The organism is Sorangium sp. KYC3313 (assembly GCF_052075895.1).
Lineage (GTDB): Bacteria > Myxococcota_A > Polyangia > Polyangiales > Polyangiaceae > Sorangium > Sorangium cellulosum_B.
The window spans coordinates 2831687-2856681 of record NZ_CP197255.1; the positions used below are offsets into that span (position 1 = coordinate 2831687).

Annotated in this window: 29 protein-coding genes and 2 pseudogenes; 15 read left to right on the forward strand and 16 right to left on the reverse strand. The window is 68.8% G+C overall.

Annotated features, from left to right (window positions below):
• Positions 1-142 precede the first annotated feature (142 nt).
• The 5 genes and pseudogenes from tnpC to ACSRUE_RS11110 form a co-directional block, all read right to left on the reverse strand.
• Positions 143-1825 (reverse strand): IS66 family transposase, encoded by a 1683-nt coding sequence (gene tnpC / locus ACSRUE_RS11090; RefSeq protein WP_441290979.1) that lies wholly within the window; start codon positions 1823-1825, stop codon positions 143-145.
• 42 nt (positions 1826-1867) lie between these two features.
• Positions 1868-2239 (reverse strand): IS66 family insertion sequence element accessory protein TnpB, encoded by a 372-nt coding sequence (gene tnpB, locus ACSRUE_RS11095; protein ID WP_437296052.1) that lies wholly within the window; start codon positions 2237-2239, stop codon positions 1868-1870.
• On the reverse strand, positions 2236-2577 hold the full coding sequence (tnpA, locus tag ACSRUE_RS11100) for an IS66 family insertion sequence element accessory protein TnpA (RefSeq protein ID WP_437296051.1): 342 nt from the start codon (positions 2575-2577) through the stop codon (positions 2236-2238). Before tnpA ends, tnpB begins: the two co-directional genes overlap by 4 nt.
• An 85-nt stretch (positions 2578-2662) precedes the next feature.
• Positions 2663-3465 (reverse strand): annotated as a pseudogene (locus ACSRUE_RS11105) (IS5 family transposase).
• 29 nt (positions 3466-3494) lie between these two features.
• Positions 3495-3710, reverse strand: a complete 216-nt coding sequence (locus ACSRUE_RS11110; RefSeq protein ID WP_441290980.1) for a helix-turn-helix domain-containing protein — start codon at positions 3708-3710, stop codon at positions 3495-3497.
• A gap of 457 nt (positions 3711-4167) precedes the next feature.
• On the opposite strand from ACSRUE_RS11110, the gene ACSRUE_RS11115 reads away from it, so the two are divergent.
• From ACSRUE_RS11115 to ACSRUE_RS11125, 3 genes are all read left to right on the forward strand, one after another.
• Entirely contained in the window at positions 4168-5118 is a 951-nt protein-coding gene (locus ACSRUE_RS11115; RefSeq protein WP_441290981.1) for an integron integrase, read from the forward strand.
• A gap of 365 nt (positions 5119-5483) precedes the next feature.
• On the forward strand, positions 5484-5993 hold the full coding sequence (locus ACSRUE_RS11120) for an RNA polymerase sigma factor (RefSeq protein WP_441290982.1): 510 nt from the start codon (positions 5484-5486) through the stop codon (positions 5991-5993).
• Positions 5994-5998: 5 nt separating this feature from the next.
• Positions 5999-6625, forward strand: a complete 627-nt coding sequence (locus ACSRUE_RS11125; RefSeq protein ID WP_441290983.1) for a JAB domain-containing protein — start codon at positions 5999-6001, stop codon at positions 6623-6625.
• Between the two features lie 286 nt (positions 6626-6911).
• Here ACSRUE_RS11125 and ACSRUE_RS11130 read toward each other — a convergent pair whose 3' ends face one another.
• A complete protein-coding gene (locus ACSRUE_RS11130) occupies positions 6912-7217 on the reverse strand; it encodes a hypothetical protein (protein ID WP_441290984.1) in 306 nt (101 codons plus the stop codon).
• A gap of 24 nt (positions 7218-7241) precedes the next feature.
• Positions 7242-7367, reverse strand: coding sequence for a hypothetical protein (locus ACSRUE_RS11135; RefSeq protein WP_441290985.1), 126 nt, complete (start codon positions 7365-7367; stop codon positions 7242-7244).
• 44 nt (positions 7368-7411) lie between these two features.
• On the opposite strand from ACSRUE_RS11135, the gene ACSRUE_RS11140 reads away from it, so the two are divergent.
• Complete coding sequence (locus ACSRUE_RS11140; protein ID WP_441290986.1) at positions 7412-7681, forward strand: hypothetical protein; 270 nt, start codon at positions 7412-7414, stop codon at positions 7679-7681.
• A 242-nt stretch (positions 7682-7923) separates the two neighbouring features.
• Positions 7924-8091, forward strand: a complete 168-nt coding sequence (locus tag ACSRUE_RS11145; RefSeq protein WP_441290987.1) for a hypothetical protein — start codon at positions 7924-7926, stop codon at positions 8089-8091.
• Between the two features lie 21 nt (positions 8092-8112).
• On the opposite strand, the gene ACSRUE_RS11150 is transcribed toward ACSRUE_RS11145, so the two are convergent.
• A complete protein-coding gene (locus ACSRUE_RS11150; RefSeq protein ID WP_441290988.1) occupies positions 8113-8772 on the reverse strand; it encodes an HNH endonuclease in 660 nt (219 codons plus the stop codon).
• 910 nt (positions 8773-9682) lie between these two features.
• On the opposite strand from ACSRUE_RS11150, the gene ACSRUE_RS11155 reads away from it, so the two are divergent.
• From ACSRUE_RS11155 to ACSRUE_RS11170, 4 genes are all read left to right on the forward strand, one after another.
• A complete protein-coding gene (locus tag ACSRUE_RS11155; RefSeq protein ID WP_441290989.1) occupies positions 9683-10270 on the forward strand; it encodes a hypothetical protein in 588 nt (195 codons plus the stop codon).
• A gap of 28 nt (positions 10271-10298) precedes the next feature.
• The gene (locus tag ACSRUE_RS11160; protein ID WP_441290990.1) at positions 10299-10724 is read left to right on the forward strand and encodes a hypothetical protein; all 426 of its coding nucleotides are present in this window, start codon (positions 10299-10301) and stop codon (positions 10722-10724) included.
• A gap of 386 nt (positions 10725-11110) precedes the next feature.
• The gene (locus ACSRUE_RS11165) at positions 11111-11302 is read left to right on the forward strand and encodes a hypothetical protein (protein WP_441290991.1); all 192 of its coding nucleotides are present in this window, start codon (positions 11111-11113) and stop codon (positions 11300-11302) included.
• Positions 11277-11765, forward strand: coding sequence for a nucleotidyltransferase (locus ACSRUE_RS11170; protein ID WP_441290992.1), 489 nt, complete (start codon positions 11277-11279; stop codon positions 11763-11765). Before ACSRUE_RS11165 ends, ACSRUE_RS11170 begins: the two co-directional genes overlap by 26 nt.
• Positions 11766-11969: 204 nt before the next feature.
• On the opposite strand, the gene ACSRUE_RS11175 is transcribed toward ACSRUE_RS11170, so the two are convergent.
• The 3 genes and pseudogenes from ACSRUE_RS11175 to ACSRUE_RS11185 all read right to left on the reverse strand — a co-directional run.
• Entirely contained in the window at positions 11970-12362 is a 393-nt protein-coding gene (locus ACSRUE_RS11175) for a GFA family protein (RefSeq protein ID WP_441290993.1), read from the reverse strand.
• 190 nt (positions 12363-12552) lie between these two features.
• A complete protein-coding gene (locus ACSRUE_RS11180; protein WP_437974755.1) occupies positions 12553-13257 on the reverse strand; it encodes an NADPH-dependent F420 reductase in 705 nt (234 codons plus the stop codon).
• 430 nt (positions 13258-13687) lie between these two features.
• Positions 13688-14128: pseudogene (locus tag ACSRUE_RS11185) on the reverse strand (oxidoreductase); the annotation flags it as partial.
• A gap of 48 nt (positions 14129-14176) precedes the next feature.
• Here ACSRUE_RS11185 and ACSRUE_RS11190 point away from each other — a divergent pair.
• The 4 genes from ACSRUE_RS11190 to ACSRUE_RS11205 all read left to right on the forward strand — a co-directional run bounded on the left by ACSRUE_RS11190 (position 14177) and on the right by ACSRUE_RS11205 (position 18125).
• Positions 14177-14797, forward strand: coding sequence for a glutathione S-transferase family protein (locus ACSRUE_RS11190; RefSeq protein WP_441290994.1), 621 nt, complete (start codon positions 14177-14179; stop codon positions 14795-14797).
• Positions 14798-15515: 718 nt separating this feature from the next.
• Positions 15516-15848, forward strand: coding sequence for an RNA recognition motif domain-containing protein (locus ACSRUE_RS11195; RefSeq protein WP_441290995.1), 333 nt, complete (start codon positions 15516-15518; stop codon positions 15846-15848).
• 325 nt (positions 15849-16173) lie between these two features.
• On the forward strand, positions 16174-16356 hold the full coding sequence (locus ACSRUE_RS11200; RefSeq protein WP_044966793.1) for a hypothetical protein: 183 nt from the start codon (positions 16174-16176) through the stop codon (positions 16354-16356).
• 545 nt (positions 16357-16901) lie between these two features.
• Positions 16902-18125: an MFS transporter gene (locus ACSRUE_RS11205; protein WP_441290996.1), complete on the forward strand. Its 1224-nt coding sequence runs from the start codon at positions 16902-16904 to the stop codon at positions 18123-18125.
• A 9-nt stretch (positions 18126-18134) separates the two neighbouring features.
• Here the strand turns inward: ACSRUE_RS11205 and ACSRUE_RS11210 are convergent, their stop codons facing one another.
• On the reverse strand, positions 18135-18932 hold the full coding sequence (locus ACSRUE_RS11210; protein WP_441290997.1) for an alpha/beta fold hydrolase: 798 nt from the start codon (positions 18930-18932) through the stop codon (positions 18135-18137).
• 210 nt (positions 18933-19142) lie between these two features.
• Here ACSRUE_RS11210 and ACSRUE_RS11215 point away from each other — a divergent pair, with 210 nt between their 5' ends.
• A complete protein-coding gene (locus tag ACSRUE_RS11215) occupies positions 19143-19766 on the forward strand; it encodes a glutathione S-transferase family protein (protein WP_441290998.1) in 624 nt (207 codons plus the stop codon).
• 114 nt (positions 19767-19880) lie between these two features.
• On the opposite strand, the gene ACSRUE_RS11220 is transcribed toward ACSRUE_RS11215, so the two are convergent.
• The 4 genes from ACSRUE_RS11220 to ACSRUE_RS11235 all read right to left on the reverse strand — a co-directional run bounded on the left by ACSRUE_RS11220 (position 19881) and on the right by ACSRUE_RS11235 (position 23656).
• Entirely contained in the window at positions 19881-22052 is a 2172-nt protein-coding gene (locus ACSRUE_RS11220) for a penicillin-binding transpeptidase domain-containing protein (RefSeq protein WP_441290999.1), read from the reverse strand.
• Position 22053: 1 nt separating this feature from the next.
• Positions 22054-22434 carry a BlaI/MecI/CopY family transcriptional regulator gene (locus ACSRUE_RS11225; RefSeq protein WP_441291000.1) on the reverse strand — a complete coding sequence of 127 codons (381 nt, stop codon included), beginning with the start codon at positions 22432-22434 and terminating at the stop codon, positions 22054-22056.
• Positions 22435-22489: 55 nt separating this feature from the next.
• Positions 22490-22897, reverse strand: a complete 408-nt coding sequence (locus ACSRUE_RS11230) for a hypothetical protein (protein WP_441291001.1) — start codon at positions 22895-22897, stop codon at positions 22490-22492.
• A gap of 132 nt (positions 22898-23029) precedes the next feature.
• Positions 23030-23656 (reverse strand): hypothetical protein, encoded by a 627-nt coding sequence (locus ACSRUE_RS11235; protein ID WP_441291002.1) that lies wholly within the window; start codon positions 23654-23656, stop codon positions 23030-23032.
• Positions 23657-24265: 609 nt separating this feature from the next.
• Between ACSRUE_RS11235 and ACSRUE_RS11240 the strand changes: the two genes are divergently transcribed.
• Positions 24266-24940: an HAD hydrolase-like protein gene (locus ACSRUE_RS11240; RefSeq protein ID WP_441291003.1), complete on the forward strand. Its 675-nt coding sequence runs from the start codon at positions 24266-24268 to the stop codon at positions 24938-24940.
• Positions 24941-24995 lie beyond the last annotated feature (55 nt).

Here is a 24995-nt window from a genome sequence, read left to right on the forward strand (position 1 = left end):
GACAAGGCGCCGAACACCACGCGCCGACAGGGGGAGCGTCGACGAGGTCGCGCCAGCACGTCCAATCCGGCGAGCTGCGCGCCCGACAGCCGGAAAGCATGCGTCCGTGCCCGCGGCAGCGGCCGGCGATGCCGACGATCGATCAGCTGGGCGTCGCGTCCGGCGCCCGGGGCCACGGACTGGCCGCGAGCCGCTGCCGAGCGTCGGCGTTCTCGAGGGTCTGCTTCCAGGACTTGGGAGCGAGCTCGATGACCCGCTCGGGAGGCCAGGTGGGCAGCAGGATCAGCACGTCGCGCAAGTAGGCCCAGGGCTCGATGCCGTGCAGCGCGCAGGAGGCGATGAGCGACACGATGGTGGCGTTCCACTCGGCGCCGTCCTTGCTGCCCACGAAGAGCCAGTTCTTACGGCCCACGGCTTCACGGCGGAGCTCAAGCTCGCTCCGGTTGTTGTCGAGGCGGAGCCGGCCATCCTCGAGGAAGCGAGTGAGTGCGGTCCATTGGTTGAGCGCGTAGCCGATGGCGCCTGCGATGGGGCTCCTCGGCAGGACGAGCAGGTCCTCTGTCTCAAGCCACGCGCGGAAGGCCACGAGCACGGGCTCGGCATCCGTCCGGCGCTGCTCGGTTCGACGGTTCGGAGCCAGCTCCTTGGTCGCCTTGTCGATCGCGTAGAGCTTGCGAATGAAGCCGATGGCTACCGTCGCGCGGTCCCGGTCGGAGGTCATCGCCTCGAAGAACTTTCGCCGGCAATGGGCCCAGCAACCGACCTCGGTCACCCCCTCGGTGCGGAAGAGCTGCTCGTAGACGTTCGAGGCGTCGGCCTGGACATAGCCCTTGTAGCCGCGGAGGAACTCCTTCGGGCCATCCTGGTTGTGATGCGGCGTGAAACGGAACAGGACGTGCTCGCGGTCCGCCACCAGGACCCAGAAGTGGCCCCGCCGGCACTTCTCCTTTGCTTGCACGAGCACGCCGGTGGCGTCGATGGCGATGCAGTGCGCGTTCAGGGCGTCCTTGGCCATCGCCCCGACGAGGATCGCGAGCTTGTCGGCGCACGACTCGACCCAGCCGCACAGCGTCGAGCGCGAGAGGTGAAGGCCCCAGCGCTCGAACATCTTCTCCTGCCGGTGGAGCGGCAAGTGGTCGGCGTACTTGCTGACCAGCACGTGCGCGAGCAACCCCGGACCGGCGAGGCTGCGCGGGACAGGGCTGTCGGGGACGTCGGCGATCGTGATGCCTTGCTCGGGCTCACCTTTGACCGCGAACTTCGGCCTCACGATCTGCAGTCGCACGAAGCTCGCGGGCCGCCACTCCAGCGTCTCCGACACCTCCTCGCCGATGCGGACAAGCGCGGTCGCGCGCTCGTCCTGCGCCTCCGGCGGCAACAGCTCGATCCGCTCGACCGGCAGATGCTCGGGCAGCCGTTGCCGCCCGTGCGGGCGAGCCTGGCGCCCCTTGTCCCCGCCTCCGGAGGAGCCGTTCGGCGCCGCGCCATCGCGACCGTCGGGTGAGCCGGTCGCGCCCGCATCCGGCTGCGCCCCGGTGCCCGCGAGCATCTGCACGATCGCATCGAAGGCGAGCTGCATCTGCCCGGGGTCGACGTGCTCGGCCTTCTGGCCGAAGATGTGCCGGCGAAGCCGCTCCAGCTCGATGCTGGCGAGCTCGTAGAGCTTGCGGTACTCGTCCCGCTCGTGGGCAGCGCGCGCGAGCTTGTCCTTGAGCTCGCGAATCTGCTCTTCGACCGGCTTGCTCACGGAGCGGTAAGTACTCGTGAGCTCTTGCTTTTTGAAGGGGCTTGTGGAGGAAAATTTATGTCGCTCGAGGCAATGCAACCGTGGGGGCTACCCAGGAGCGTGCGAGGCTGTCAGGCGAGATCAGGGGACCTGCGGCGGTGCGGTCTCGGCGAACGGAACCGCTCGCCGCAACTTCGAGGGCGACAGGGCGATGCCTTCCAGGATCTTCGCGAGCTCGGCGGCGTCAATAAGGACGCTCGTGGCTCCCGGAGTGACGGCACGTGGGGCTCGAAATGCCCCACGCTCGAGCCTTTTGTAAAGTAGACAGTATCCGCTGCGGTCCCACCAAAGGGCCTTGCAGCGATCGGCCGCCCGGTTGAAAAAGAGAAACAGCGCTCCGGAGAGCGGGTCTTGTCGCAGCACCTCGCGCACGACGGCAGCGAGACCATCGAACGAGCGCCGTAGATCGAGCGGCTCGGTGGCAACGTAGATCGAGACGCGGCCAGGGATCATCGTGCCCCCCCGAGCGCACGAACAACGCGCGCCAGCGTAACCTCGTCGAACGACGGCGGGACGCGGACGACCGCCCCGTCCGGCAAGACGATCTCCAGCGCCGCGCCCGAAGAGGGCGTCGTGGCTGCAGGCGGGGCGACCACCACGGGCAGCAGCGCCGGAAGCGTCGCCTTCTCCGAGCGCTGCCGGTGCTCGCTCCGCTTCATGCCCAGTCGGCGGCTCCAGGAGTACAGTGTGCCGGCGTTGACCCCCTCCTGCTCCGCGAACACGCGGGCGGAGTGCCCGCTCTTGTGCCAGCGCGCCACGCGGTCGCGCCAGGTGCGTGTGCTCTCGTCCATCGGTACCTCCGGCGCGGGTTTCTAAGCGGCGCAGAGGCTCGAAGACAGGATGTGGTCCGCAGAACGCGTACCCTATTAAGAGCGCCTAACAAAAGCCCGTCGGGATATAGTTGAGGCAGATCAGGCATACGGCGAGCAGGAGGAACGCTCGGTGAATGTCGGCACGGCGCTCATACCGCACGGTCAAGCGCCGGAAGCGCCGGAGCCAAGCGATCGTCCGTTCGACGACCCAGCGGTAACGGCCGAGTTTCTCCGACGACTCGATGCCCTTGCGAGCGATGCGGGGCACTATGTGGCGCAGATGACAAGCCAACCGCAGGGCCGGGTCGTCGTAGGCCTTATCGGCATGCAGTTTCTTGGGGCGGCGCCGCGGTCGGCCGCAAGGACGCGCGATCGGCGGCACCGCGTCCACCATAGGAGTGAACATCCTCGAGTCATGGACGTTCGCCGGCGTCATCTCAACGGCGAGCGGGATACCATTCTGATCGACCAGAAGGTGATATTTCGAGCCCGGCCGGCCGCGATCCGTGGGGTTCGGGCCAGTTTTTTCACCCCCCTTTTTGCCGGAACCAGCGAGGCATCCAGCGCAGCACGCTCCCAGTTGATCCTATCGGCTTCGCCGAGCTCATCAAGCAAGACCTCGTGGAGCCGATCCCAGACGCCAGCCTGCTGCCAGTCGCGCAACCTGCGCCAGCACGTCATGCCGCTGCAGCCGAGCTCTTGCGGGAGATACTCCCAAGGGATCCCGGTCTTGAGCACGAACAAGATACCGGTCAGCGCGATCCGATCGGGCGTACGCGGCCGGCCCCCCTGCGGCTTCGGCTCCGTTTTCGGCAATAGAGGTACGATTCGTTCCCAGAGTTCGTCCGGCACCAACAGCTTGCCCACGCTGTATTCTGCCGCACCATCAGCTTCCTTCAAGCAAGCGGGGTGAACGGGCTTTTGTTAGGTGCTCTAAGCGCGCGAGCCGCAATAAGAATGTAGTCGCCCGGCAACGGCGAGAGGGTGCCCTCTTCAAGCTTGTCGACGACGGTCAACTCCACGCCGAGAGCTTCCGCCAGAGTGAGACGCGAAACGCCAACGTCCTGGCGCACGGCTCGAATGCGGTTGCCGATCTCGACGCTGCTGAACATTGCGGTTTTACTCCTTAGCTTAGCTTGCTTAGGCTTCGGCACTCTTCTGTTAGCCACACCGGCCGCCCGCCCAACGTCGCAATCAACTGTGCCACGCGCAATATCTTCGCGTTTTCGTATGTAGGCTGCAGGCCGTGGCGCCTATCCCCGAATTCTCGCAGATTAGTCGCAGCACCCCGTAGCATATCTTCGGATTCCCGCGGATAGGTCGCGATCTTTCGCGGGCTATCTGCGCATCTCCGGAGATAGGCCGCCGCTGCATAACTACGTATCATCCGCTGATGGGCTTCGGACGGCGACGGCGTACCGCGGGCAAGATGCGTGCCTGTGGTTGATTGCCTCGGGCGACTGAAGTGCGGCCGAAATATCCTCCGGCCGCCGCAACTCGCGCCCGCCCTGCGCCGATAAGGGTCAATGCGGGTCCGACGAACCCGTCCCAACCACTCGGAACCATCCCATGACCCTCATCGAAGCCGTACGCGCCATCATCCGACGCCTGCATTACTCTCCGCGTACCGAAGAGGCGTATGTCCACTGGATCCGGCAATTTATCCGTTTCCATCACGGCAAGCACCCACGGCAGATGGGTGCGGAAGAGGTCACCGCCTTCCTCAACGATCTTGCGATCGCGCGCCGCAGCGCGGCGTCCACGCAGAACCAAGCGCTGTGCGCGCTCCTCTTCCTTTACAAATGGGTCCTCGACCTGCAGATACCCCGGCTCGAAGCGCTCGAACGTGCCCGCCGGCCGGAGCACCTCCCCACGGTCCTCTCGCGACAGGACGCTCTCACCTTGCTCGAGCACCTGATCCGACCTTTTCGACTCATCGGCGAGCTCCTCTACGGAAGCGGCCTCCGCCTCCTCGAAGCGCTTTCGATTCGCGTCAAAGGCGTCGACCTCGATCGACGGCAAATCATGGTGCGCCGCGGAAAAGGACAGCACGACCGGCCGGCCTTGCTCCCCGCTCGGGCGCGCGACGAGCTGCAGGCCCAGCTCGACGCCGTGGCGCAACGGCACAAGAAGGAACTCGCGGCTGGCCGCGGCGAGGTCGACCTGCCCCACGCTCTGCGAGCGAAGATGCCAGGAGCAGCCACGAGCCTCGCCCGGCAGTACCTCTTCCCCGCCTCTCGCCCTTGCACCGATCCAGCGACTGGTCGACAGGTCCTCTACCGCCTGCACGAATCGGCGGTGCAAAGGGCCGTGCACGATGCCGGCCGCGCGACGGGGCTCACCAAGCGCGCGACATGCCAACCCCTCCGCCACAGCTTCGCGACCCACCTGCTCGAGGCGGGCATCGACATCCGGACGATTCAGACATTGCTCGGCCACAAGGATGTGCGGACCACGATGATCTACACCCACATCGTCGACCGTGGCCCTCTCGGCGTGATCAGCCCTCTCGACCGCTGACCGCCGCTTCCGCGTGGAGCGCCTCGACCTCCGGACCCACCCCCTCGTGCCGCCCCCACGCATCGTGGAAAGATAGCGTATCCGAGGGCTGCCCCACCTTGTCAAGGAGACCAGCGCAGGACCGTGCAGGCTCTACACCGGACGAAGGCGCGAGCGGGCCCTCGATGCCCTACCCCTCCGAAAGCGAAGAAGTGGCCCTGCAATGGCACGGCAGAACAGCGGCAGGGCTGTTCAGGTTGCCGCAGCTTGCCGAGTTCTCCACCACGCGGGACGGCGTCCGAAGCCGCAGCAAAGCACGCGCCGGCGATGCGCCAAGTGGAGAAGCTCGCGGTTGGCTGCGGGCTGTCGAGGTGCGGGCACCGGGAATGGCTGTCAGGTCCCGGCGGAATGCTTGCGCGGCCGGTCGCGCCCTCCGCGCCCGCGGCGTTCTCCCCGCCGATCTCGACGACCTCACCCAGGACACCCTCCTCGGCGCCTGGCGCAGCATGCGCGCCGGCCGCTTCCGCCCGCCCCCCGCGCTTCCTCCCGCCGACGCCCTCCGCCCCTGGCTCGCCGGCATCGCCTCGCGGCAGGCCTCGCACTACCGCGACAAGGCGCACCGCCGCTACGAGCTCGCCGCGGCCGACCCTGACCGCCTTTCCGCCTTCGCCGCCCCCTCTCCCGAGGCCCGCCTCGTCGCCCGCGGCCTCCTCCGCGCCTTCCACCGTCTCCGCCCCGAGCTGCGCGAGATCCTGTCGCTCGCCGCCACCGGTCTGTCCTCGCTCGAGATCGCCGCCTCCCTCTCGCTCCCGCGCCCCACGGTCGTTACCCGCCTCCGCCTCGCGCGCCGCCTCTTCGCCCGCGCCCTCACCCGCTCTCGGGGGTGGCCCCGATGAGCCCGATGAGCCGCGCCCCCGTGGACGCCCCCGCCGAGACGGCGGCCGAGCTGCCGACCGCGACCGAGGCCGCCCTCCTCGAGATGGTGCTCGGTCTGCCCGGCGTCGGTTCGCGCATCCTCGGCACGGCCGCTCTTCCCTCCCTCGGCCGCCTCTCGCCAGCGGCGCTCGCCGAGCGCACCCAGATCGCCCTCTTCGACGCGACCCGGCTCGCCGCCGCCTTCGAGCTCGGCCGCCGCTACCATGCCGCCCGCGCGCGCCGGGGCGCGCTCCTCACCGACGCCGCCCGCGTGGCGCGGTACTTCGGCCCGAGGCTGGCGTCCCTGGTCCACGAGGAGCTCTGGATCGCGGCGCTCGACAGCCACGGCCGCGTCCGCGAGACGCGCCTGCTCGCCCGCGGTTCCGACGACGCCCTCCACGTCGGCCGCTCAACCGTCCTGCGCACGGCGCTGGAGATGGCCGCTCACAGCTTCGTCCTGGCCCATAACCACCCGAGCGGCGACCCGACGCCGACCCGCGAGGACGAAGCGATGACCCTGGAGCTGCGCCACCTCTCCGCGGAACTGCACGTCCCGCTCACCGCCCACGTCATCGTCACGCCCAGCGGCCGCTACGCCGCCGTCCACGAGTAGGCCCTCGGGGCGCGCAGCGCCCCTGCGCATCCAGCCCGCCACCTCCAGCGCACCACCCCCGCCCGCATCTCCGTAGCCTCCGGCAGCCGCACAATCAGCTGGAGCGGGCGGAGCCGAAGGCGGTGCCTTGGTTCTCCCAACCTCGGTCGGGTCACTCCGCCTCGTGGCCGGGGACCGTCGCCTCTCACGACGAGCGGCGCGTCCACGCGCGGGTCGAAGGGATCGTCCGGCAAGAAAGGCGTGGTCGCGCGGACAGAGCTCACGCCGGACGAAGCCCTGTCAGGGGTCAAAGAGCGACTTCGGGTGGATCTGGAGGGATCACGATGCGCGGCGAGCTCGGAGCGGTAAGCCGGAGGAAGTCCGAGCCGTTGAACGTCACGAGCGCATCCGCGCCGGCATGCTCGGCAGCCGCGAGGTGCAGGGCATCGAAGAGGACGCCGGAAGAGAGCAGGCGATCGGTACACCGCTGCATCGCCTCGTCGTACACGGCCGGATCCACTGGGCGAACGTCGTACACACTCCGGACCCGACGGACGACTTGCAACGCCTGCTCCGGGCTCGCTCGCGCCGGCTTCGGCAGGCGGGTGAGCACGGACCAGAGCTCCGCGAGGGCGTGTCAGGTGGCCAGGCCGCTCACCCGTCCCTCGGCCACCGCGTCGATCCAGACGACGGCGCGACCGTGGAGCGGATGCGCCCGGTGCAGCCCGGCGACGAGCACGCTCGTATCGAAGGCGACCTTCACGAGTCTCCCTGGATCCGGTCCGCTCGTGCATCGCGATCGGGGCGATGGTCGAATACTTCGGCCGGCATGGCGGCGTCAGCGTCGACGAGCAGCAGGCCATGCCGTTCGGTCAAGGTGACGCCCTCACCTCGATCTGGATGATCTGCAGCAGGGACGTCGCTGGCGGCCTCGTGCGCGACCAGCTCGATCACGCGAAGCCGATCGGTTACCGGGAGGGCACGGTGGCGGCGACGGTCGGCCCCGACGGTCATGCCCGGCAGGATGCCATCCCCGCAGCCAGGAAGGAAGTCGAGGATCGGTTGCAGATGCCTTGAACAGGCGGAGCGAGCGCGGCCGCGTCCTCGGCGAGCAGCGCCGCGACGTCGTCCAGAATATCCGCATTAACGGGCAACTCCTTGCACAGCCACGCTATCTGCTCAGGCTGAAGCGGCGAGATCATCACGCCCAGCATCTCGGCCACCTCGCGGGTGCTCGGCGGCATGGCCGCCCTCGACGTCATGCTGGCCGATAGAACCACCCCAGCGGCGACCCGACGCCGACCGGCGAGGACGAAGCGATGACCCTGGAGCTGCGCCACCTCTCGGCGGAGCTGCACGTCACGCTCACGGCCCACGTCATTGTCACGCCCAGCGGCCGCCACGCCAGCCTCCGAGCTGCTCCGTTCTCATATCGAGGAGGCCGACCGGCGCTGCTGTCAACACTGCATGACAAGCGAGGCCAATAGCGGGATTCCCCTGACCTGCGATCACATCACGCCGGTCCCGATGGGCGGCCCGAATTTGCTGGGCTGAGGATATTTTACGGGGACGTGCTCAATCGAAAACGTCACCGATGGCCTTTCCACGAGCTTCGCGCCCATGATTTGACGTGCCTCCGCCTCCGCCATCGCGAGCTTCAGGTATCGGCGCAACAGGAGCAATGGAGGAAACTTCTCCTTGGACGCGTACCACTCGAGCAGGTCTCGTGCATTCTTGCTGCTGTTGCAGGAGCGGCACGCCCAGACCAGATTGTCGCCCGATTCGGGACCACCTCGATGCCTGGGGATCAGATGGTCACCATGGAGCTTTGGCGGCGGCGTGGCGCCGCAGTAGACGCATCGATCACTCGGCATGTCGCGAACATCGGCGAAGAGCGAACCGACCTTCATGGTGCCCGCGCGAAGCCCCTTGAACAGCCTAGCGCGGATCATCCAGCAGCGAGTGTCGTAGCGCGCGAGCCCTGCCTCCGCAGCGGCGCACGCGGCCGCGAGACAGGCGTACGACCAATGGAGCAATTCGCCAACGGTCTCGACCTGGCCGGTTTGCTTCTTCGTCGGAGCAGGCGCAGCCCCCTCCGAGGTGGTCGAGTCCAGTGAGCGCTCCGCGTCGCGCGCCTTCCGTCCTCGGGACTTGGTACGTTCTTCCATGACCCTTCTCGAGACTACAAGGTGCGACTATTCACGATCTGCGTCCCAGTTCCTGCCGGACGCGCGGAGGGGTTCGCCAGGCGCGAGGCATGCCACACGCTCCGCCTCAGCATTGCGACAGATCTGCTCCAGGCGGGAACCGATATCCGGGCGATTCAGAGAGTGTTCGGCCGCAAGGATGTACGGTTCACGACGGTCTGTACCCACATCGTCAACCACGGCTCTCGCGGCGTCATCAGTCCTCAGGGCCGCTGGCCGCCGCCACCGCGTGGAGCGCTTTGACCTCCGCCACCGCCGTGTCGTGCCGCCTCCATGCATCGTGAAAAGATAGCGTATCCGACGGCTCCTCTGTCTTGTCAAGGAGACCAGCACAGGCGCACGGGGGATCCATCGCGGACGACCGCGTGAACAGGCCCTCGTGGCCTATCCTCCGAGCCGAGGAAGTGGCCCCGCAACGGCCCGGTCAGTCATCGACCTGACACTTGATGGCCGCCCCTTCTCGCTCCCGCGCCCCACGGTCGTCCCCCGCCGCCGCCTCGCGCGCCTCCTCGTCATCCGCTTCCTCACTCGCTCTGGAGGTAGCCCGGATGAGCCCGGCGGGCCGCTTCCTCGTTGCCGCCCCCGCCGAGGGCGGCGGCCGAGCTGCCGGCCGTGACCGAGGCCGCGCTGCCGTCGCTCGGTCGCCTCTCGCCCGCGGCGCTCGCCGAGCGCACTCAGGTCGGACCCGTGCGATGACGGCCGGCGAGACGCCTTGGTCCTCACCGACGCCGCCCGCGTGGCGCGTCACTTCGGCCCGAGGCTCGCCTCCCTGGCCCACGACGAGCTCTGGCTGGCCGGGGAGCAGCGGGGGTGCTCCTCGTGCTAGGCTCGACGGCGAAGCGGGCTTGCCTCCCGCGTCCACCCCTGCTCGATGTCGACCGCCACCGTCACCCTCGCTCTCCCCGAGGCGCTCTACCAGCGGCTGAGGGGGACTGCGCTCGCGACCCGACAGCCGCTCGAAGCCGTGATGCTGCGGGCGCTGAGCCTCGGCAGCCCTCCCGCCTGGGACGACGCGCCCCCGGAGTTCCAGGTCGACCTCGCCTGCCTCGACAAGATGGACGACCAGGCACTCTGGCAAATCGCAAAGAGCCACAGGTCCGAGGCAGAGCTCGCGCGCCACGACGAGCTGCTCGACCGGAACGCCAAGGGGCTCCTCACGCCGGGGGAGCGTATCGAGATCGAGCGTCTTCGCCACGAGAGCGACCTGTTCATGCTCCGCAAAGCGCACGCTGCGGCGCTCCTGCGATGGCGCGGGCACGCGGTCGCTTCGCCCTCCGACGCCGAGAAGAGCTGGGATCAGCGGATACTCGAAAGAGTCCCCTCCGGCGTTGATGCATCGCTCATCGCCGAGAACCTGCGCTTGACTCCCACCGAGAGAGTCGAGCGGATGCGGAAGGCACTGGAGTTCATCGAGGAAGCGAAGGCAGCCCAGGGTCACCGACTTTCGGCGCGTCGTTGAAGCGCTCGTCGGTGAGCGTGTCGATTTCGTGATCATCGGCGGGCTCCCGCTGGTAATTCAAGGATCGAGCCGCACGACGAACGACATCGCTATGTGCTACTCGCGCGATCGCGAGAACTTGCGGCGCCTCGCACGCGCCCTGGCTCCGTTCCATCCGACGCTTCGCGGGTTTCCTCCCGAGTTGCCCTTCTTCTGGGATGACCAGACGTTATGGAGCGGGCTCAACTTCACGCTGAGCACGGATATTGGCGCCATAGACTTGCTGGGCGAGGTGCCCGGAGTGGGTAGCTTCGACGACGTTGTGAAAGGGTCGGAGGAAATCCAGCTCTACGGCTCCGCGGTTCGAATCCTGGGGCTGGACGCCCTGGAACGCGCCAAGCGCGCGGCCGGTCGTGCCAAAGATCTGCTCGATCTCGGTGAGATCGCTGCGATCCGTTCGCGCCGATCCCCCTGATGCTGACCGACGTCGGCCCGCGAGAACGAAGCGACGCCGGCTACCGCAAGCCGGCTACCGCAACCTGGGTCGGGTCACCCCCGGCGTCGGCCCGCGCCTCCTCGGCACGGCCGCTCTCCCCTCGCTCGGCCGCCTCTCGCCCGCGGCGCTCGCCGAGCGCATCCAGATCGCGCTGTTCGACGCGACCCGGCTCGCCGCCGCCTTCGAGCTCGGCCGCCGCTACCACGCCGCCCGCGCGCGCCGGGGCGCGCTCCTCACCGACGCCGCCCGCGTGGCGCGGTACTCAGCGAGACGCCTGGCGTCGCATGCCTGGCTGGAGTGCGGCACAGCGCGCCGCGATGCGGGGGCTCGTCCGTCGTATCCGTGCGTGATACGCTCCACCCAAGATGGTCGATCCTGAAGCGGCACCTCCGGTCTACAACGAGGACGGCGTCGACCTCACGCTCATCCGCTGGATGTTGAGCCTCACGCCAGAGGATCGGCTCGCCACCCTCCAGGCCCACATCGACTTCGTCACGCTCGCCCGTGAGAGCAGGCGCGCGCGAGAACCGCATGCCCGCTCCGACGAAGATCGCTGAACTCCTCGGGGTGCTCGCCCGGCATGGAGTCGACTTCATTGTCGTCGGCGGCGTCGCCGCCGTGATCCAGGGAGCCCCCGTCAACACGTTCGATCTGGACGTCGTACACGCTCGCACGCCGGACAATATCGAACGGCTGCTCGGTGCGCTGCGTGAGCTCGATGCCGTCTACCGGATAGATCTCCAGAGGAGGCTTTCACCAACCGCCTCTCATCTGGCCTCCAGTGAGCACCAGCTGCTGGCGACCAACATGGGAACGCTGGACCTTCTGGGCACAATCGAGGAAGGGACATCGTACGGCGAACTCTTGGCCGACAGCGAGGAGCTGGATCTCGGTGGGATCTCGATACGTGTCATCACGCTCGAACGGCTCATCGCGATCAAGGAGAAGCTCACCCGACCCAAGGACCAGCTCATGCTCCAGGTGCTCCGCGCGACGCTCGACGAACGGAGACGGACCTGAGCACGGATGCCGTTGGCATCTCTCGCGTCCCTCGTGCACGAGGAGCTCTGGATCGCGGCGCTCGACGCCCACGGCCGGGTCCGTGAGACGTGCCTGGGTGGGAGGTCGGCTCCGCTGGATCTGGCAAGGAGCTCGGACGTCGGCCGGGAGCGAGCGCGGGGCGAGGGAGGGCACCCCGCCGGAACACCCCACCGTTCGTGCGACCTACTCTTCAAAGCGACCCGTGGCGTCACGATCGCGGTCGTATCGTCTCGTGAGTGGAAACGGCGGCAACCAGGACTCGCGACGAACGATCCAGCTTTCGTAGGTAGGCATCAGCTGATCTGGGGCATCCAGGGATCCTAGGTTCACTTCGATTTCGTCTGCGCTGCGCGCAAAAATAGACGAGCCGCAGCGGGGACAGAAGAACCGCCCGGCGTAGTCGCGGGTTTCGCCATCGATCGTCACCGCATCCTGAGGGAACACCGCAGAAGCGTGAAAAAGGGCTCCATGATGCTTGCGGCAGTCGAGGCAGTGACAAAGGCCGACCCGGTAGGGGAGTCCCGTCGCCACGATTCGCACGTCGCCGCACAGGCAGCCGCCGGTGAATCGGTCCATGCTGCGTCTCCTCTAAAATCAAGCGGTCGGAATGGTTGCAGCGAACAGCACTGTCATCGCTATTGCGCTGAAGCCCAGCCGGTGAAGGCAGGCTCGGGAAGATCCGCCGCATCAGCGACGCTTGGATCAATCTGAGGAACCTGTGTCCTCGAGGCAGCCGCTGCGGCCGACGGTTCCGCTTGCGCTCGGATCAGCTCGGGCTCTGTGACGCGATGAGCGATCGCAGCCAGTCGTCCGAGGCCTTGCGGTACTCGGGGATGCGGCTCCGCTCGGCCGCGGCGAGCGCCTCCTTCAGCCGAGGCGCGTCGAGGTCGTGGATGTAGCCGGGGGTCCCCGGCTGCTGGCGCCACGAGTCCTCGAGGCCGCCCGCGTCGACCGCATCGAAGCCGAGCTCGTCGACGAGGCGCATGACCTTCGCCCGCGCTTCCGGCGGATCCCCCGCGATCGGGAGCGCGACGCGCCCCGGCGTGCCCTTCGGCTTGCCCTTCGCGAGCAGGCTCTCGAAGTAGATGTTGTTGAACGCCTTGACCACCGGCCGCCCGATCTGCTCGGCGACCCACGCGCTCTCGACCTGCCCCGCCTCGATGGCCGGGATGCTGCCGTCGCGGACCGGGTAGTAGTTGTTGGTGTCGATCACGACCACGTCGGCGGGCACGCCGGCGAAGAGATCCTTCGGCAGGTCCACGACCGCGCGCTGGGGGATCGTAACGACCACGATCTCGCCGCCGCGCGCGGCCTCCGCGGCCGTGACGGGGGTGGCCCCGCTCTCGGCGGCAAGCTCGCGGAGCGTGTCCGGCCCGCGCGAGTTCGCGATCACGACCTGGTGACCGAGCTTCCCCAACAGCTTCGCCAGCGACCCGCCGATCGAGCCGGCGCCGATGATTCCGATCTGCATTCGTCACTCCTTCGAGCCGAGCCGCCCGCGATCGAGCGCGGACGCCGGCGGTCCAGGTGCATCGTGTGACGCAGACGGGCGATCGCTCGCGCCGTTCACGTCGGGGATGGGCTGTACCACGACCAGCCGCCTTCGGCCCGCGCAGGAGAAGCACACTGCGCCCCGCCGGCGCTGCGCCCCTGCGCATCCAGCCGCCAGCCTCAGCGCATCGCGCCGGCCCACTGCTCCGCAAGCCTCCGGCAGCGGCGGCTCAGGCTGGCGGATGGCGCCCCCGCCCCATCTGGTCCGGCCTGGTGGAGGGCCATCGCGGAAGTCTCTGGTCACAACACCGGGCAGGCTCCGCGCAATGACGGCCGGCGAGATGCCTGGCGCCGCATGCCTGGATGGAGTGGAGTGCGGGCATCGTGCCGAGTGGGTCCGGTGTTTGCCGTCAAACGGTGGGCACAGTGCCCCCGTCGATCAGGTACTCGCTCCCATGGATGGACGCCGCCCTGTCGGAGGCAAGGAATGCGACGAGCTCCGCGACCTCTTCGGGCCATGCGGGACGCCCGATGGGGATACCACCGAGCGCGTTCATGATGCTTTGCCGGGCCGTGTCCTCATCCGTACCGGCGCCGTCGGCAAGGCGCTTCACCAGGGCGTCGGCTGCCGTCGTGCGGATCCATCCCGGGGCGATCGAGTTCACGCGGACGCCCTTCGGTCCCAGCTCCTTGGAGAGCGCCTTGCTGTACGTGGACAACGCAGCTTTCGCCGACGCGTACGCGATCGTCGCGTCGTGGAGAGGGAGCCGGCGCTGGATGGACGAAACGTGGAGGACGACCTCCGCGCCTCGCGCGATCATGTGCGGGAGGAGCGCGCGATCGAGCGCGACGAACGAAGCCCCCTTGCGGCTCGCGCGCGGCGGGGCTCTGCTCGCCGCATGTCCGACCTCACATTCTATTACGCCCCCATGACGAGCGCAGACCGGGTGCACTGGGCGCTCGAGGAGCTCGGCGTCCCCTACGAGAAGGTCAAGCTCGACCTCGCGGCGGGAGATCAGCGCAAGCCCGAGTACCTCGCGCTCAACCCGAACGGCAAGGTCCCGCTGCTGGTCGCGGAGGGGAAGCCGATCTTCGAGGGGCTCGCGATCCTGCTCTACCTCGGCGAGCGCTTCGGCGTGGACAAGGGCCTCTTCCCGCCGCTCAGCGCCGATCGCGCCGAGGCGTTCAAGTGGATGGCCTGGGGCAACGTCACGCTGTTCGAGGCGACGACGCGGCTCCTGCGCAACACCCTGGAGCGCTTCCCCGCCGACGAGCGCAACCCCAAGGTAGCCGAGGGCGCGAAGCAGGACCTCGCGAACGGGATCGAGATCCTCGACCGCGCGCTCGAGGGCAAGGAGTACCTCGTGGGCAACCAGTTCTCGATCGCCGACGTGTCGCTCGTGACCGCGCTGCCGTTCCTGGCCCGCTTCGGCGTGGACCTCTCGCCTTTCGCGAACGTGAACGCGTGGATCGCCCGCTGCACGAGCCGGCCCGCGGCCAAGCGGGTCAGGCCGGGCTGACGTCTCCGCCCTGGCCGCCCCGCCGCGCTGGCGGCTATCTCATGAGCTTCGTGAGCGCCAGCCGCGGCGGCGGCCACCCAACGCCCAGGCCGACTGGATGAACTGCCGGCTGCTCGACAGGCTGCGCGAACGTCCGCTCCGGACGACGTGTATCCGCAGTACCGGATGCTCCCCTGCTGCGCCAGCAGCAGACGCGCGCGACGGGGCGCCGGGGAAGGGGAGCTGCGACAGACGGATGGGCTCGTCGAGGTCGCGCGTAGAGCTCGCTAGCTTGTTCGCGGACAGCCGCCTCGCACGGTCTCCGGCCGCACTGCCCGCCGCGTCGCGGCGGGATCATCGGCGGGTTGCGCTGGGGCACAGCGGCCGGCTCATCGCTGATGAGCCGGCGCGGCGCTGCGCGGCCCCTCCGCGCTGAGGGTCGCAGGTTCGCCGCGAGCCGCTGCAGGGGGGGAACGAAAAAGATGCTGTGCCGCTTGCATATCGCGTTGTAGCGGAGTAGAGTGCCGTTTCCTCACGACGTCACTGGCTCTCGACACGATGCTTTCTCTCTCCCTTTCATAAGGGAGGCTATTGCTCGCGCGGATGACTGGACGACGCACCGTGTGCTTGCGCAGGTTTCGCTGCGCGGCACCTTACCGTTCGATCCGTAGCGGCTTCATCGAATGGCAGGCGGAAGAGCGCTCGCGAGCGCGTCTAGAAGCCGTGAAAGCAACGTGTCATGGGTAATCGTCTTTACGTCGGCAATCTTTCGTACAACACTTCGCGCGAGTCCCTCGAGGCCGCGTTCGCCGGCAGCGGTGAGGTCCGGGAGGTCGCGATGCCGACCGACCGCGAGACCGGCCAGCCGCGCGGGTTCGCGTTCGTCACGATGGGCTCGGCCCAGGCGGCGAACAGCGCGATCTCGCAGCTCAACGGCATGATGCTCGATGGGCGCTCGCTCAAGGTGAACGAGGCGCAGGAGCGCCCGGCCGGCGGCGGCGGCGGCGGCGGGCGCGGCTTCGGCGGTGGCGGCGGTGGCGGCGGGCGCGGCGGCGGCCGCGATCGTTACTGAATCGCTCCGTTCGTTCGATCGACATAGGGCGGCGGACCCCCGAAGGTCCGCCGCTTTTTTTTTGCTTATCGATAGAGCTCGCGGGTGAGCCAGTCGCCGGATTCAGGCAGATCGCCGAATGCGTTGCAGAGGGCGACCTTGCGTGCTCGCACGTCCGGAATCAATGGGTCTTTCCGGTGAGGATTCACGCTTGTTGTCGAGTCTCTCCCTGGACCGTGAGCGGATGCGCTTCGTGCACCGAACCGGTCCGGGTGGAGCTCCCGACGACCGCGGAGCTCGCGTCAACCACCACGCCCGTCCAGGGGCGTCCTGAGATGGAGTCATCATGCAACGACAGACCGCGTTGAAGCGACAGAAAGAGCGCGCTCGTATCGAGAAGCAGCGCGAGAAGACGGCGAGCCGCCTCGAGCGCCGCAATGACAAGCCGTCGAGCGTCGCCCTGGCGCCGGGAGAAGATCCGGATCTCGCGGGCATCGTCCCGGGACCTCAGCCGCAGATAGTCGACTGAGGCCCGCGGCCGAGGGGAGCCTGCCGGCCGAGGGCGACGTCACCTCGGCGGTCCAACCCACCTGCTCGAGGCCAAGGGGACAAGCGCGCGTATGGCCGCGGGCTGTCGAGGTGCGGACACCAGGGTCCGGCTGTCAGCGCCCAGCGGCCGCCACGCCGCCGTCCACGAACAGGCCCTCGTGCGGCGGAGCGCCCCGCCGCCGGCGCGCTGCGCCCCTGCGCATCCAGCCGCCAACCCCCCCCGCTGTCGACGACCCAGCCGCCGCCCTCGCCGACGCCCGTCAGCCCGAGCCCGCCCTCGAGCGTCCGTTTTGAAAGACGCGTATCCTTAATGACGGATGTTACCCTTGCTGCGCCAGCAGCAGGCGTGTGCTGCGCGTGTGCTGCTGGAGCAGCAGGCAGCGGGAGGCGCGGCGACGAGGCGGTCGCCATGGCCCTGCTCCGGCTCGGGAGCGTGGCTTGCAAGGCGCCGGCGCGGCAGCACCACCCGATTCGGCACGGCGGACGAACGCGCCGATCGACAGGCCGCTCGCCTCGGTTCGCCTGATGACACCTTCGCCGCCTCTCCCCCAGCGTTATCTCCTCGGCTTCATGGCGCTCGGCCTGCTCGCGGGCTCGAGCAACGGCGTGGCCAAGGTGGTCCTGCCGCTGTATGCCGCCTCGCTCCACGCCTCTCCCTGGCAGATCGGCCTGGTCGGCGGCCTGCAGTTCACCGGCATGCTGCTGCTCTCGATGCCTGTCGGAGGCTTAATCGACCGCCACGGCAGCCGGCCGCTGTTCCGCTTCGGCGGCCTCGCGGGCGCGGCGCTGTACCTGCTCGGCTTCACCCACATGGATCGGCCCTGGCAGCTCATCGCGGGCGTGATCCTCTTCGGGCTGCTCAACCCGTTTCGCATGGTCGCGACCCAGACCGAGTTTCTTCACCTGCTCCCTCGCCTCGGCCCGCGCAAGGCAGGCTGGCAGCGCGCGTCCCACTCGCTCGGCATGTTCTTCGTGGGCCCGATGCTCGGCGCGCAGCTCCTCGGCCTGCTCGGCTACACCGGCGTGTTCGTGGTGACCGGACTCGGGCTGCTGGCGACGGTCTTCGTCGGCGATCGCGTGCTCTCCGGGGCTCCCCCCGGCCGCGGGCGCTCGGCCACGCCGCTTCTCGAGCGCCTGCGCGGACAGGTCGGGATCATCCTGTCTCGCCGCGAGCTGCGCCAGAGCATGCTCATCGAGCTGTGTGGTCAGATGGCGATGTCCTACTTCGCCGTGTTCGTTGTGGTGATCGGGATCCGCGAGTTTCACCTCTCGGTGCCCCAGGCCGCGAGCCTGGTGACCCTCCAGGGCGCCGTGTTCGTGCTGACCTTGCTCCTCGCCGGGGGCGCCCTGGCGCCGCTGCGCGACGCTGCCCGCTACGCGATCGCCTTCTCGCTGCTGCTCGCGACCGAGCTCCTGCTCGCTTTTCCCCTCGGCGTCGCGTCGCTGTGGATCGGGGCGGTCTTGCTCGGGCTCGGGCTGGGCGTGCAGCACCTCACGAGCGTCAACCGCTTCGCGGCGCTCACCGCCGAGCTCGGCCGCGGCCGGGTGGGCGGCCTGTTCTCGCTCTCGGGACCGGCCGGGGGCCTGATCGGCGCGGTGGCGGGCGGCTCGCTCGGCCAGCGCTTCGGCCTGTTCAGCGGCTTTCGCGTGCTCGCGGCGCTCTATGCGGTGCTGATGGTGTGGCACGGGCGCGGCATCCTGACCGAGAACGCCCAGCCGGTCGCGCTCGCCGAGGGCGAGCCGGAGTGACCGCAGCAGCTACGCCAGCTCACGCAAGAACGACAGGACCACCTCTCCCAGGCGCTCGGGTTGTTGAAATGGAAGTCCGTGGCCGGCGTCCTGTACCTGTTCGAACCGTACGCGTGGGTTGAGACCCCGCAGCTCCGTTGCCATCTCGAGCGTGACGACGGGGCTGTCGTCACCGATGACGAGCAGGCTCGGGACGTCAATCGCGCTCACCACGTCGCGGTACGCGGGGTTGGGCGGCGTGAGAACGTCGAACGCGCCCATGCGGGTCTTCAGCCTCGCCTCGGCTTGCAGCTCGATGATCTCGAGCGAGCGACGCGGGTCTCGGGCTCGGGCCTTCGCAACGAGGTCCGACTTCTGCAAGCCGAGGAGCTGGCGGTGTTGATCGGCGACGTCGCTGGCGTGCACCTCGCGCTGGCGCTCGGGGCTCAAGAACGTCGGGTCGACAAGGATGAGGCCGCGGACGACCCCCGCCCCTCGGCTCGCCACCACCGCGGCGGTCATGCCGCCCATCGAGTGGCCGAGCAGGACCGGACGAGAGAGCGAAAGGTCGTGGATGAGGCCCACGACGTCGCTCGCGTGATCGTCGTACCGGTATCCGTGGGGCGGCGCGCTCGAGCCGCCGTGCCCTCGGGCGTCGGGCATGACGACGTCGAACTCCCCTTCGAGCGCCCGCGCCAGGGGAGTCCAGCAGGCGCCGCTCCCCATCAATCCATGGAGCAGGACGACGGGAACCTTGGCGCCTCCCGTCCGGAGGTAGTGGAGGGTGACGCCGTTCGTTTCGCAGACTCCGCTGATCCAGGTCGTCATGGGGCTGTTCCTGCCTGCCGCAGCTTCGCACGTGGGATGTCTCCCGTCGCCCATTGCTGCGCGACCGCCGCGCGCGCGCGCTGCTCGCGAGCCCGGCGTCGCTCGACCGATGAGCTTCCCATCCGCTTCCCGCCTCCCCGCCTTCATGGTCAGATCGGGCCGCGGCCAGCCCGCCTCTCGAACCATGGATCGCGAGCAAGGAGACCAGCGATGATCAAGGTCTACAACTTCGCGCGCGGGGCCCGCGGCCTGCGCGTGATGTGGCAGTGCGAAGAGATGGGTTTGCCCTACCAGGTCGAGATGGTCTCGTTTCCGCCGAGCGAAGCCTACCTCGCGCTGCATCCGCTCGGCACCGTGCCGTTCCTCGAGGATGAGGGCGGCGTGGCGATCCACGAGTCCGTCGCGATGATGCTCTATGTGGCGCAGCACTACGGGCCCACGCCCCTCCTGCCCGGCAAGGGCGATCCGGCGCTCGCGCGCGTGCTGCAAATGGCCGTGTTCGGCGAGGCGACCCTCGGGGCAGCCGTCAATGCCCTGCTGACGGCACATTTCGGCGCGCCGGAGGCGGACAAGCGCAACTGGTCGGTCCGCGCGCACGAGGCGAGCGTCGAGAAGGCCTTGCGCTTCACGGCCGACATGCTCGGCGACATGCCTTTTCTCGCCGGCGAGGGCCTTACGCTCGCCGACATCTCCGTGAGCACCGCGATCGGAATCTATCGCGGCGCCCTCGGCAAGACGCTGCCCGGCGAGCTCGTCACCTACCAGGAGCGGATCGCCGCGCGGCCGGAGTACCAGCGCGCGCGCGCGAGGTGCCGTGGCGAGGACAGGGGCTGAATCCGAACGCGATATGCATCGCTCCTGGGAAAGTTGACGCGGCAGTGCCCGCCGCGTGCGGCGCCGCCGGCGTGGATCCGGGCGGGGCAAGGGGCTCGCGCCCGGACCCTCCCATCAGCGCCCGAGCGCCCGCGCGGTGATGCGCGCGAACACCGGCCCCGCCACCTTGCCGCCCGTCGCGTGCTCCGCGGCGACCACCGCGCCGACGAGGATGACGAAACGCGGCTGCTCGGCCGGCGCGACCCCGATGAAGCTCGCGTAATTGCGCGGCTCGCCCGCCGCCGATTTCTCGTCCGTGGTGCCGGTCTTCCCGGCGACCCGCACCCCTTGAACACGCGCCGCTTTGCCCGTCGCTTGCTCGTCGCTCACGACGCGCTCGAGCATGCCCATCACCGCCCGCGCCGTCTCGGGGCGGAGCACGCGCTCGTTCTCCGGGTGGTGCTCGAAGAGGACGCTGCCGTCCGCGCCCCGCGCGCGCCGGGCGAGCGTCGGCGCATTGAACACGCCGTCATTGGCGATGGCGGCATAGACAGCGGCCATCTGGAGCGGGCTGGCCATCGCGGCGCCATGGCCCGATGCCAGGGCCCCGCCGCGGAGCGAGCCGTCCGCGATGACCGGAGGGACCTCGCCGACCGGCGCGCCGCGGAGCTGGATGCGCATCGCCTCGCCGAAATGAAAGCGCCGGAGCCAGCGCCCGAGCGCCTCGCCGCCCAGCTTGTCGAAGATCCGCGAGGCCCCGATGTTCGACGAGAGCGCGAGGATCTGCGGCACCTCGAGCCACTCGTTCGGGCTCGCGTCGCGGAGGATTTCCTTGCCATAGCGCCGCGCTCCCTTGTCGCAGAAGAACCGGTCGGTCATCGCAATGGCCCCCTCGTCGAGAGCGGCCGCGATGGTGAGCGACTTGATGGTCGAGCCGCTGACGCGCGGCGCCGCGGCGGTGCTCGGATCATGGATGGCCAGCACCTCGCCGGTCCTTGGATCGAGCACGATCGCCGTGGCGGCGACAGGGTGCCATTCGTCCTCCAGCCGCTTCAGCTCTTCATCGACGATCGTTTGGATGTCGCGATCGATCGTGAGCTCCAGGCGATCGGCCGGGGCGCCCAGCACGGAGGCGACCTCCGCGGTCAGATGGGCCAGAGAGGCCGGCGCGGCGATAGCAGCGGCGGAGGTGGAGGTCAGAACGGACGAGCCCGCCGGCGCAGAAGCGACCGGCGCAGGGCTCCCGGACGGACTGGCCGCCACCGCCGCGACAGGTCCTTCCTTGCCGGCGGTGACGCACGCCACCACGCCGAGCAGCGCCGCAGCCGACGCGGTGATTGCAACGCCCCGCGCCGCCGACGTGCGCAACGACCCTGCCCGCGGTCGCACGATGGCCTCGATCCGCGCAAAGAGCTGCGAGGGCTCCGCCATCCCGAGCGCTCCGCCCGGCACCTCACGGAGCCGCGCCGCGCTCGTCGCGATGGCCAGCAGGTGCTCGGCATATTCGGTCGGCCGCGTCCCGCTCGCCAGGACCCGCTCGTCCGCCGAGAGCTCGCGCTCCATGCGGAGCCTGCGCGCCGCGAGCCACACCAGCGGGTTGAACCAGTGCATTGCACAGGCGAGCTGCCCCACGATCTGGGCAAGACAATCGCGCTGCTGGACGTGCGCCAGCTCGTGTAGCAGCACGGCCCGCCAGCGCGCCTGGCTCCACTCGATCGCCTCCCGCGGCACCAGCACGACCGCCGAAAAGACCCCGGTCACCGCCGGCACATCGATCTCGGAGCTGGCGCACACGCGGGCTTTCATGCGCGCTTCGCCGAGGGTCGCCGTGATCCCGGGAAACGAGAGCGGGGTTGCGCGCCGGGCGATCCCACGCGCCTTGGCGAGGCCATGGGCCAGGCGAGCGAGCACCGCAAATGCCCCGAGCGCCCACACGGCAAGGAGCACCGGGCCCCACGGAAAGGACTGCTTTGCCGGGGCGACGGGCGTGGACGGCGCCTGCGCCACGGCGTGGGAAACAGGCGCGACGGAGGGCGCGGCAACGGCATCCCCGATGGGCTCGGCGAACGGCCTCCCCGCGTCCGCGACGCCAAGCTCGGCCACCTGCAGCACCCGCCACGCCGGAACGAGCCGCGAGGCGACCGGCACCAGCGCCGCGGCCGCGAGCCCGAGCACCAGCACGAGGCGGCGCGTGGAGGCCGGCGCGCGGCGGAGCAGCGGCATCACCGCGAGGGCGAGCCCGAGGAGCACGGCGCCCCGCGCGGCATCGACGAGGAACGGCAGCGGGCTCATCTCGATCGGGCTCATCTCAACCCCCTTCTTTCTTGGCGCGCTCGATCACCTGGGCGATGCGATCCAGCTCTTCGCGCGATAGCTTGGACTTCGACGTGTCGACCAGCGCGGTGACCGCTTGCTCGACCGAGCCTCCAAAGAACGTCCGCACGACCTGCGCCAGCGCGCTCCTGCGAGCCTCGCTCGGGGCCGTGACCGGCGTGTAGACGTAGCGTTGCCCTTCCTCCACGTGCTTGACGTGCCCGCGCTCCTCCAGCAGGCGCAGCAGCGCGCGGACCGCGGAGTAGCTCGGCGGATCCGCGAGGTTGTCCTTCACCTCGTGCGCGGTCGCGCGCCGCAGGCGGTACAAAATGTCCATGATCTCGCGCTCTCGGCGCGTGAATGGCGGCTTCGGCATGACGTCCATCCGTAGCCTGGTGCTAAGAAATTAGCAAGCAGCGTGTGCTAATTTCTTAGCACGTACGATCCACCCGGAGACCCGAGGCTATCCGCTGGCCTAAGGGCTTCTGGCGCAACGCGACCACCGTGACCTCGTACTTGTCGAGGTGGAAGTCGCTCACCGTCGCCGTGTAGCTCCGGTCCAGATAGTCCACGCCGTCGTAGCTTCGAGCGAACGTTCCGCCGGGGACCGGCAAGCTCTCGCAGCAGTCCTCGTCCCCCGATGGCCCGCAGGTCGCCGGCAGCCCGGCGCAACTTGGCGCCGTTCCAGCTCGGGCGCCCGCGTGGCCGCTGCTTCGATCCCCGGCGAGCGTCTCGTCCGCCGCGATCCTCTCCTCGTTTCCGCAGGTGCAACCTGCCGAGAGCAGCAGCCCGAAGAATGCGATGCCGACGGCGTGATAAGGGCGGGCAAGCGAGATCATAGGTCACCCACGATGGTCGGTCCCTGCTCCCCTCCGAGGAGCAGGGCTCACCGCTGCTTTGCACACAGATCTTTGCGGACACGCGCGCGCCCGTCGACATCGCAGCGCGGTCTCGCTCGGCCTGTGCTCCGATCAGCCCCCGAAGAACGCCTTCGCCTGCTCTCCCAGCACGTTCTCGCCCTTCGGGCTGCTGGCGTGGCAGCCGTCGCTGACCTCGCCCGCGTCGTTGTCGAGGATGAACTTCCCGAGGTAGCTCATGTTCTCGTTGATGGTCGAGTCCTTGGCCAGCTCTTGCGCCTTCATGTCCGTCCAATCGGCGCCGCCCGCTCCCGCGATGAAGCAATCGTGCCCTGCGTTGTAGACAGGCTGGCCCACGATGTAGATATGCGTGCCCGGGTTGACGTGCTGGCGCGCCGCCTTGACCATGTCACGGAGCTCCTGGTCGGTCGCCCGCTGCGACAGGATGCAGATCTGGACCATGATGGCCTTGACGACGTCTTTCCCGCCGATCGACTCCATCTTCCGGTCGAAGAGCTGCCAGGAAGAGCTGTTCGGGTTGGTCCAGTTCTGGACCACCATGGCGCCGGTCTGATAATTGTCGGCGTTCCACATGATCTTGCCGCCGACGCGCTTGTAACCAGTGCCGATGTTGTTGGCCATCGAGCAGCCAGTGTACGCGACCGAGTTGTCGCCTGTCGGAGGCAAGCCGTCATCCCCGCCGCCCGTCCCGGGATCGCCGCCGGTGCTCGTGCTGCTCACCGACGCTGGTCCGCTCGCGTCTGCGCCGCCGGTGCCGCCTTCGCCGGTGCCGGAAGCGCCGCTGGTAGCGCCGCTCGGGGCTCCTCCCGCGCCGGTCGTCCCCGTTGTCGCTCCGGCAGAGCTTGAGCTTCCAGCGCCTGTCCCCCCGCTCGTCGAGCTTCCGGTCGTGGAAGCGCTGGTGCCCGTCGTTTCACCGGTCGCTGCGCTCTCCCACTCCGAACCCTCGTTCGAGTCGACCTCTGAAGCGCAAGCTCCGAGGCTGAGCACGGCCATCCCAAGAGCGCAACGGACCACCAGTCGGGAGGAAAGAACAGGACAATTCATCGTCGTCACCTTCTGTTAGGGGGCGCTGGTCAGGACCTGCAGAGACTCTCGGTTCGCGTCCGACCGTCCTTGTTCTATTGCCGCTGCGACCCGCGTGAATAGACGGCGAGATCGCCGTCGCCCCCCTTGGACAGATCTGTCATCCCCCTCGTTGATCTCGAGAGCCATCACGGTGCCAGTCCTCCGAGGGGAGCGTCACCGAAAAGTTCCGTTCGGTCTGACCTCGCGTCTGTGCCAGTTCGCGACCCTTGCCGTCGCGCCCTTCGGTGCCCTACGTGCGCCGCCATGCGCACGTTGTTTCTCGATCTCGACGGCACCTTGACGGATCCGGCCCCTGGCATCGCCGCCTGCTTCGTGCACGCGGCCCATGTGCTCGGGCACGGCTCGATCGGCGTCGCCGAGGTGCGCCGCTTCATCGGTCCGCCGCTGCGCGAGGTGTTCGCCGAGATCCTGGCGACGCGCGACAGCGTCCGTATCGAGGAGGCCGTGCGCGTCTACCGCGAGCGCTTCGGCACGCTCGGCCTGTTCGAGAACAGCGTGTATCCCGGTGTGCCAGAGGCGCTCGCGCAGCTCCGCCAGGCGGGCCACGGCCTCTGTCTCGTCACCAGCAAGGCGGCCGTCTATGCCGAGCGCATCGTCGACCACTTCGGCCTTCGCTCGCACGTGCCCCGCGTCTACGGCGCCGAGCTGTCCGGCGAGCGCTCGACCAAGGCCGAGCTCATCGCGCACGCCCTCGAGCGCGAGTCGCTCACCCCCGCCGACGCGTGCATGATCGGCGACCGCGAACACGATGTCCTCGGCGCCAAGGCGCACGGCCTCGTGGCGATCGGGGTGACCTGGGGCTACGGGTCGCGCGCGGAGCTGGAGGCTGCAGGCGCCGACCGCATCGTCGACACGCTGGAGGAGCTCGTGCTGGCGGTGCGTGGGTTGAGGGAGACCCGAGGTCGAGCGGCTCGATGAGGCCGCGCCCCTCCCACGCCCGGGGGGTGTCGGGTTTGTCACTCCCCCCGCGGGC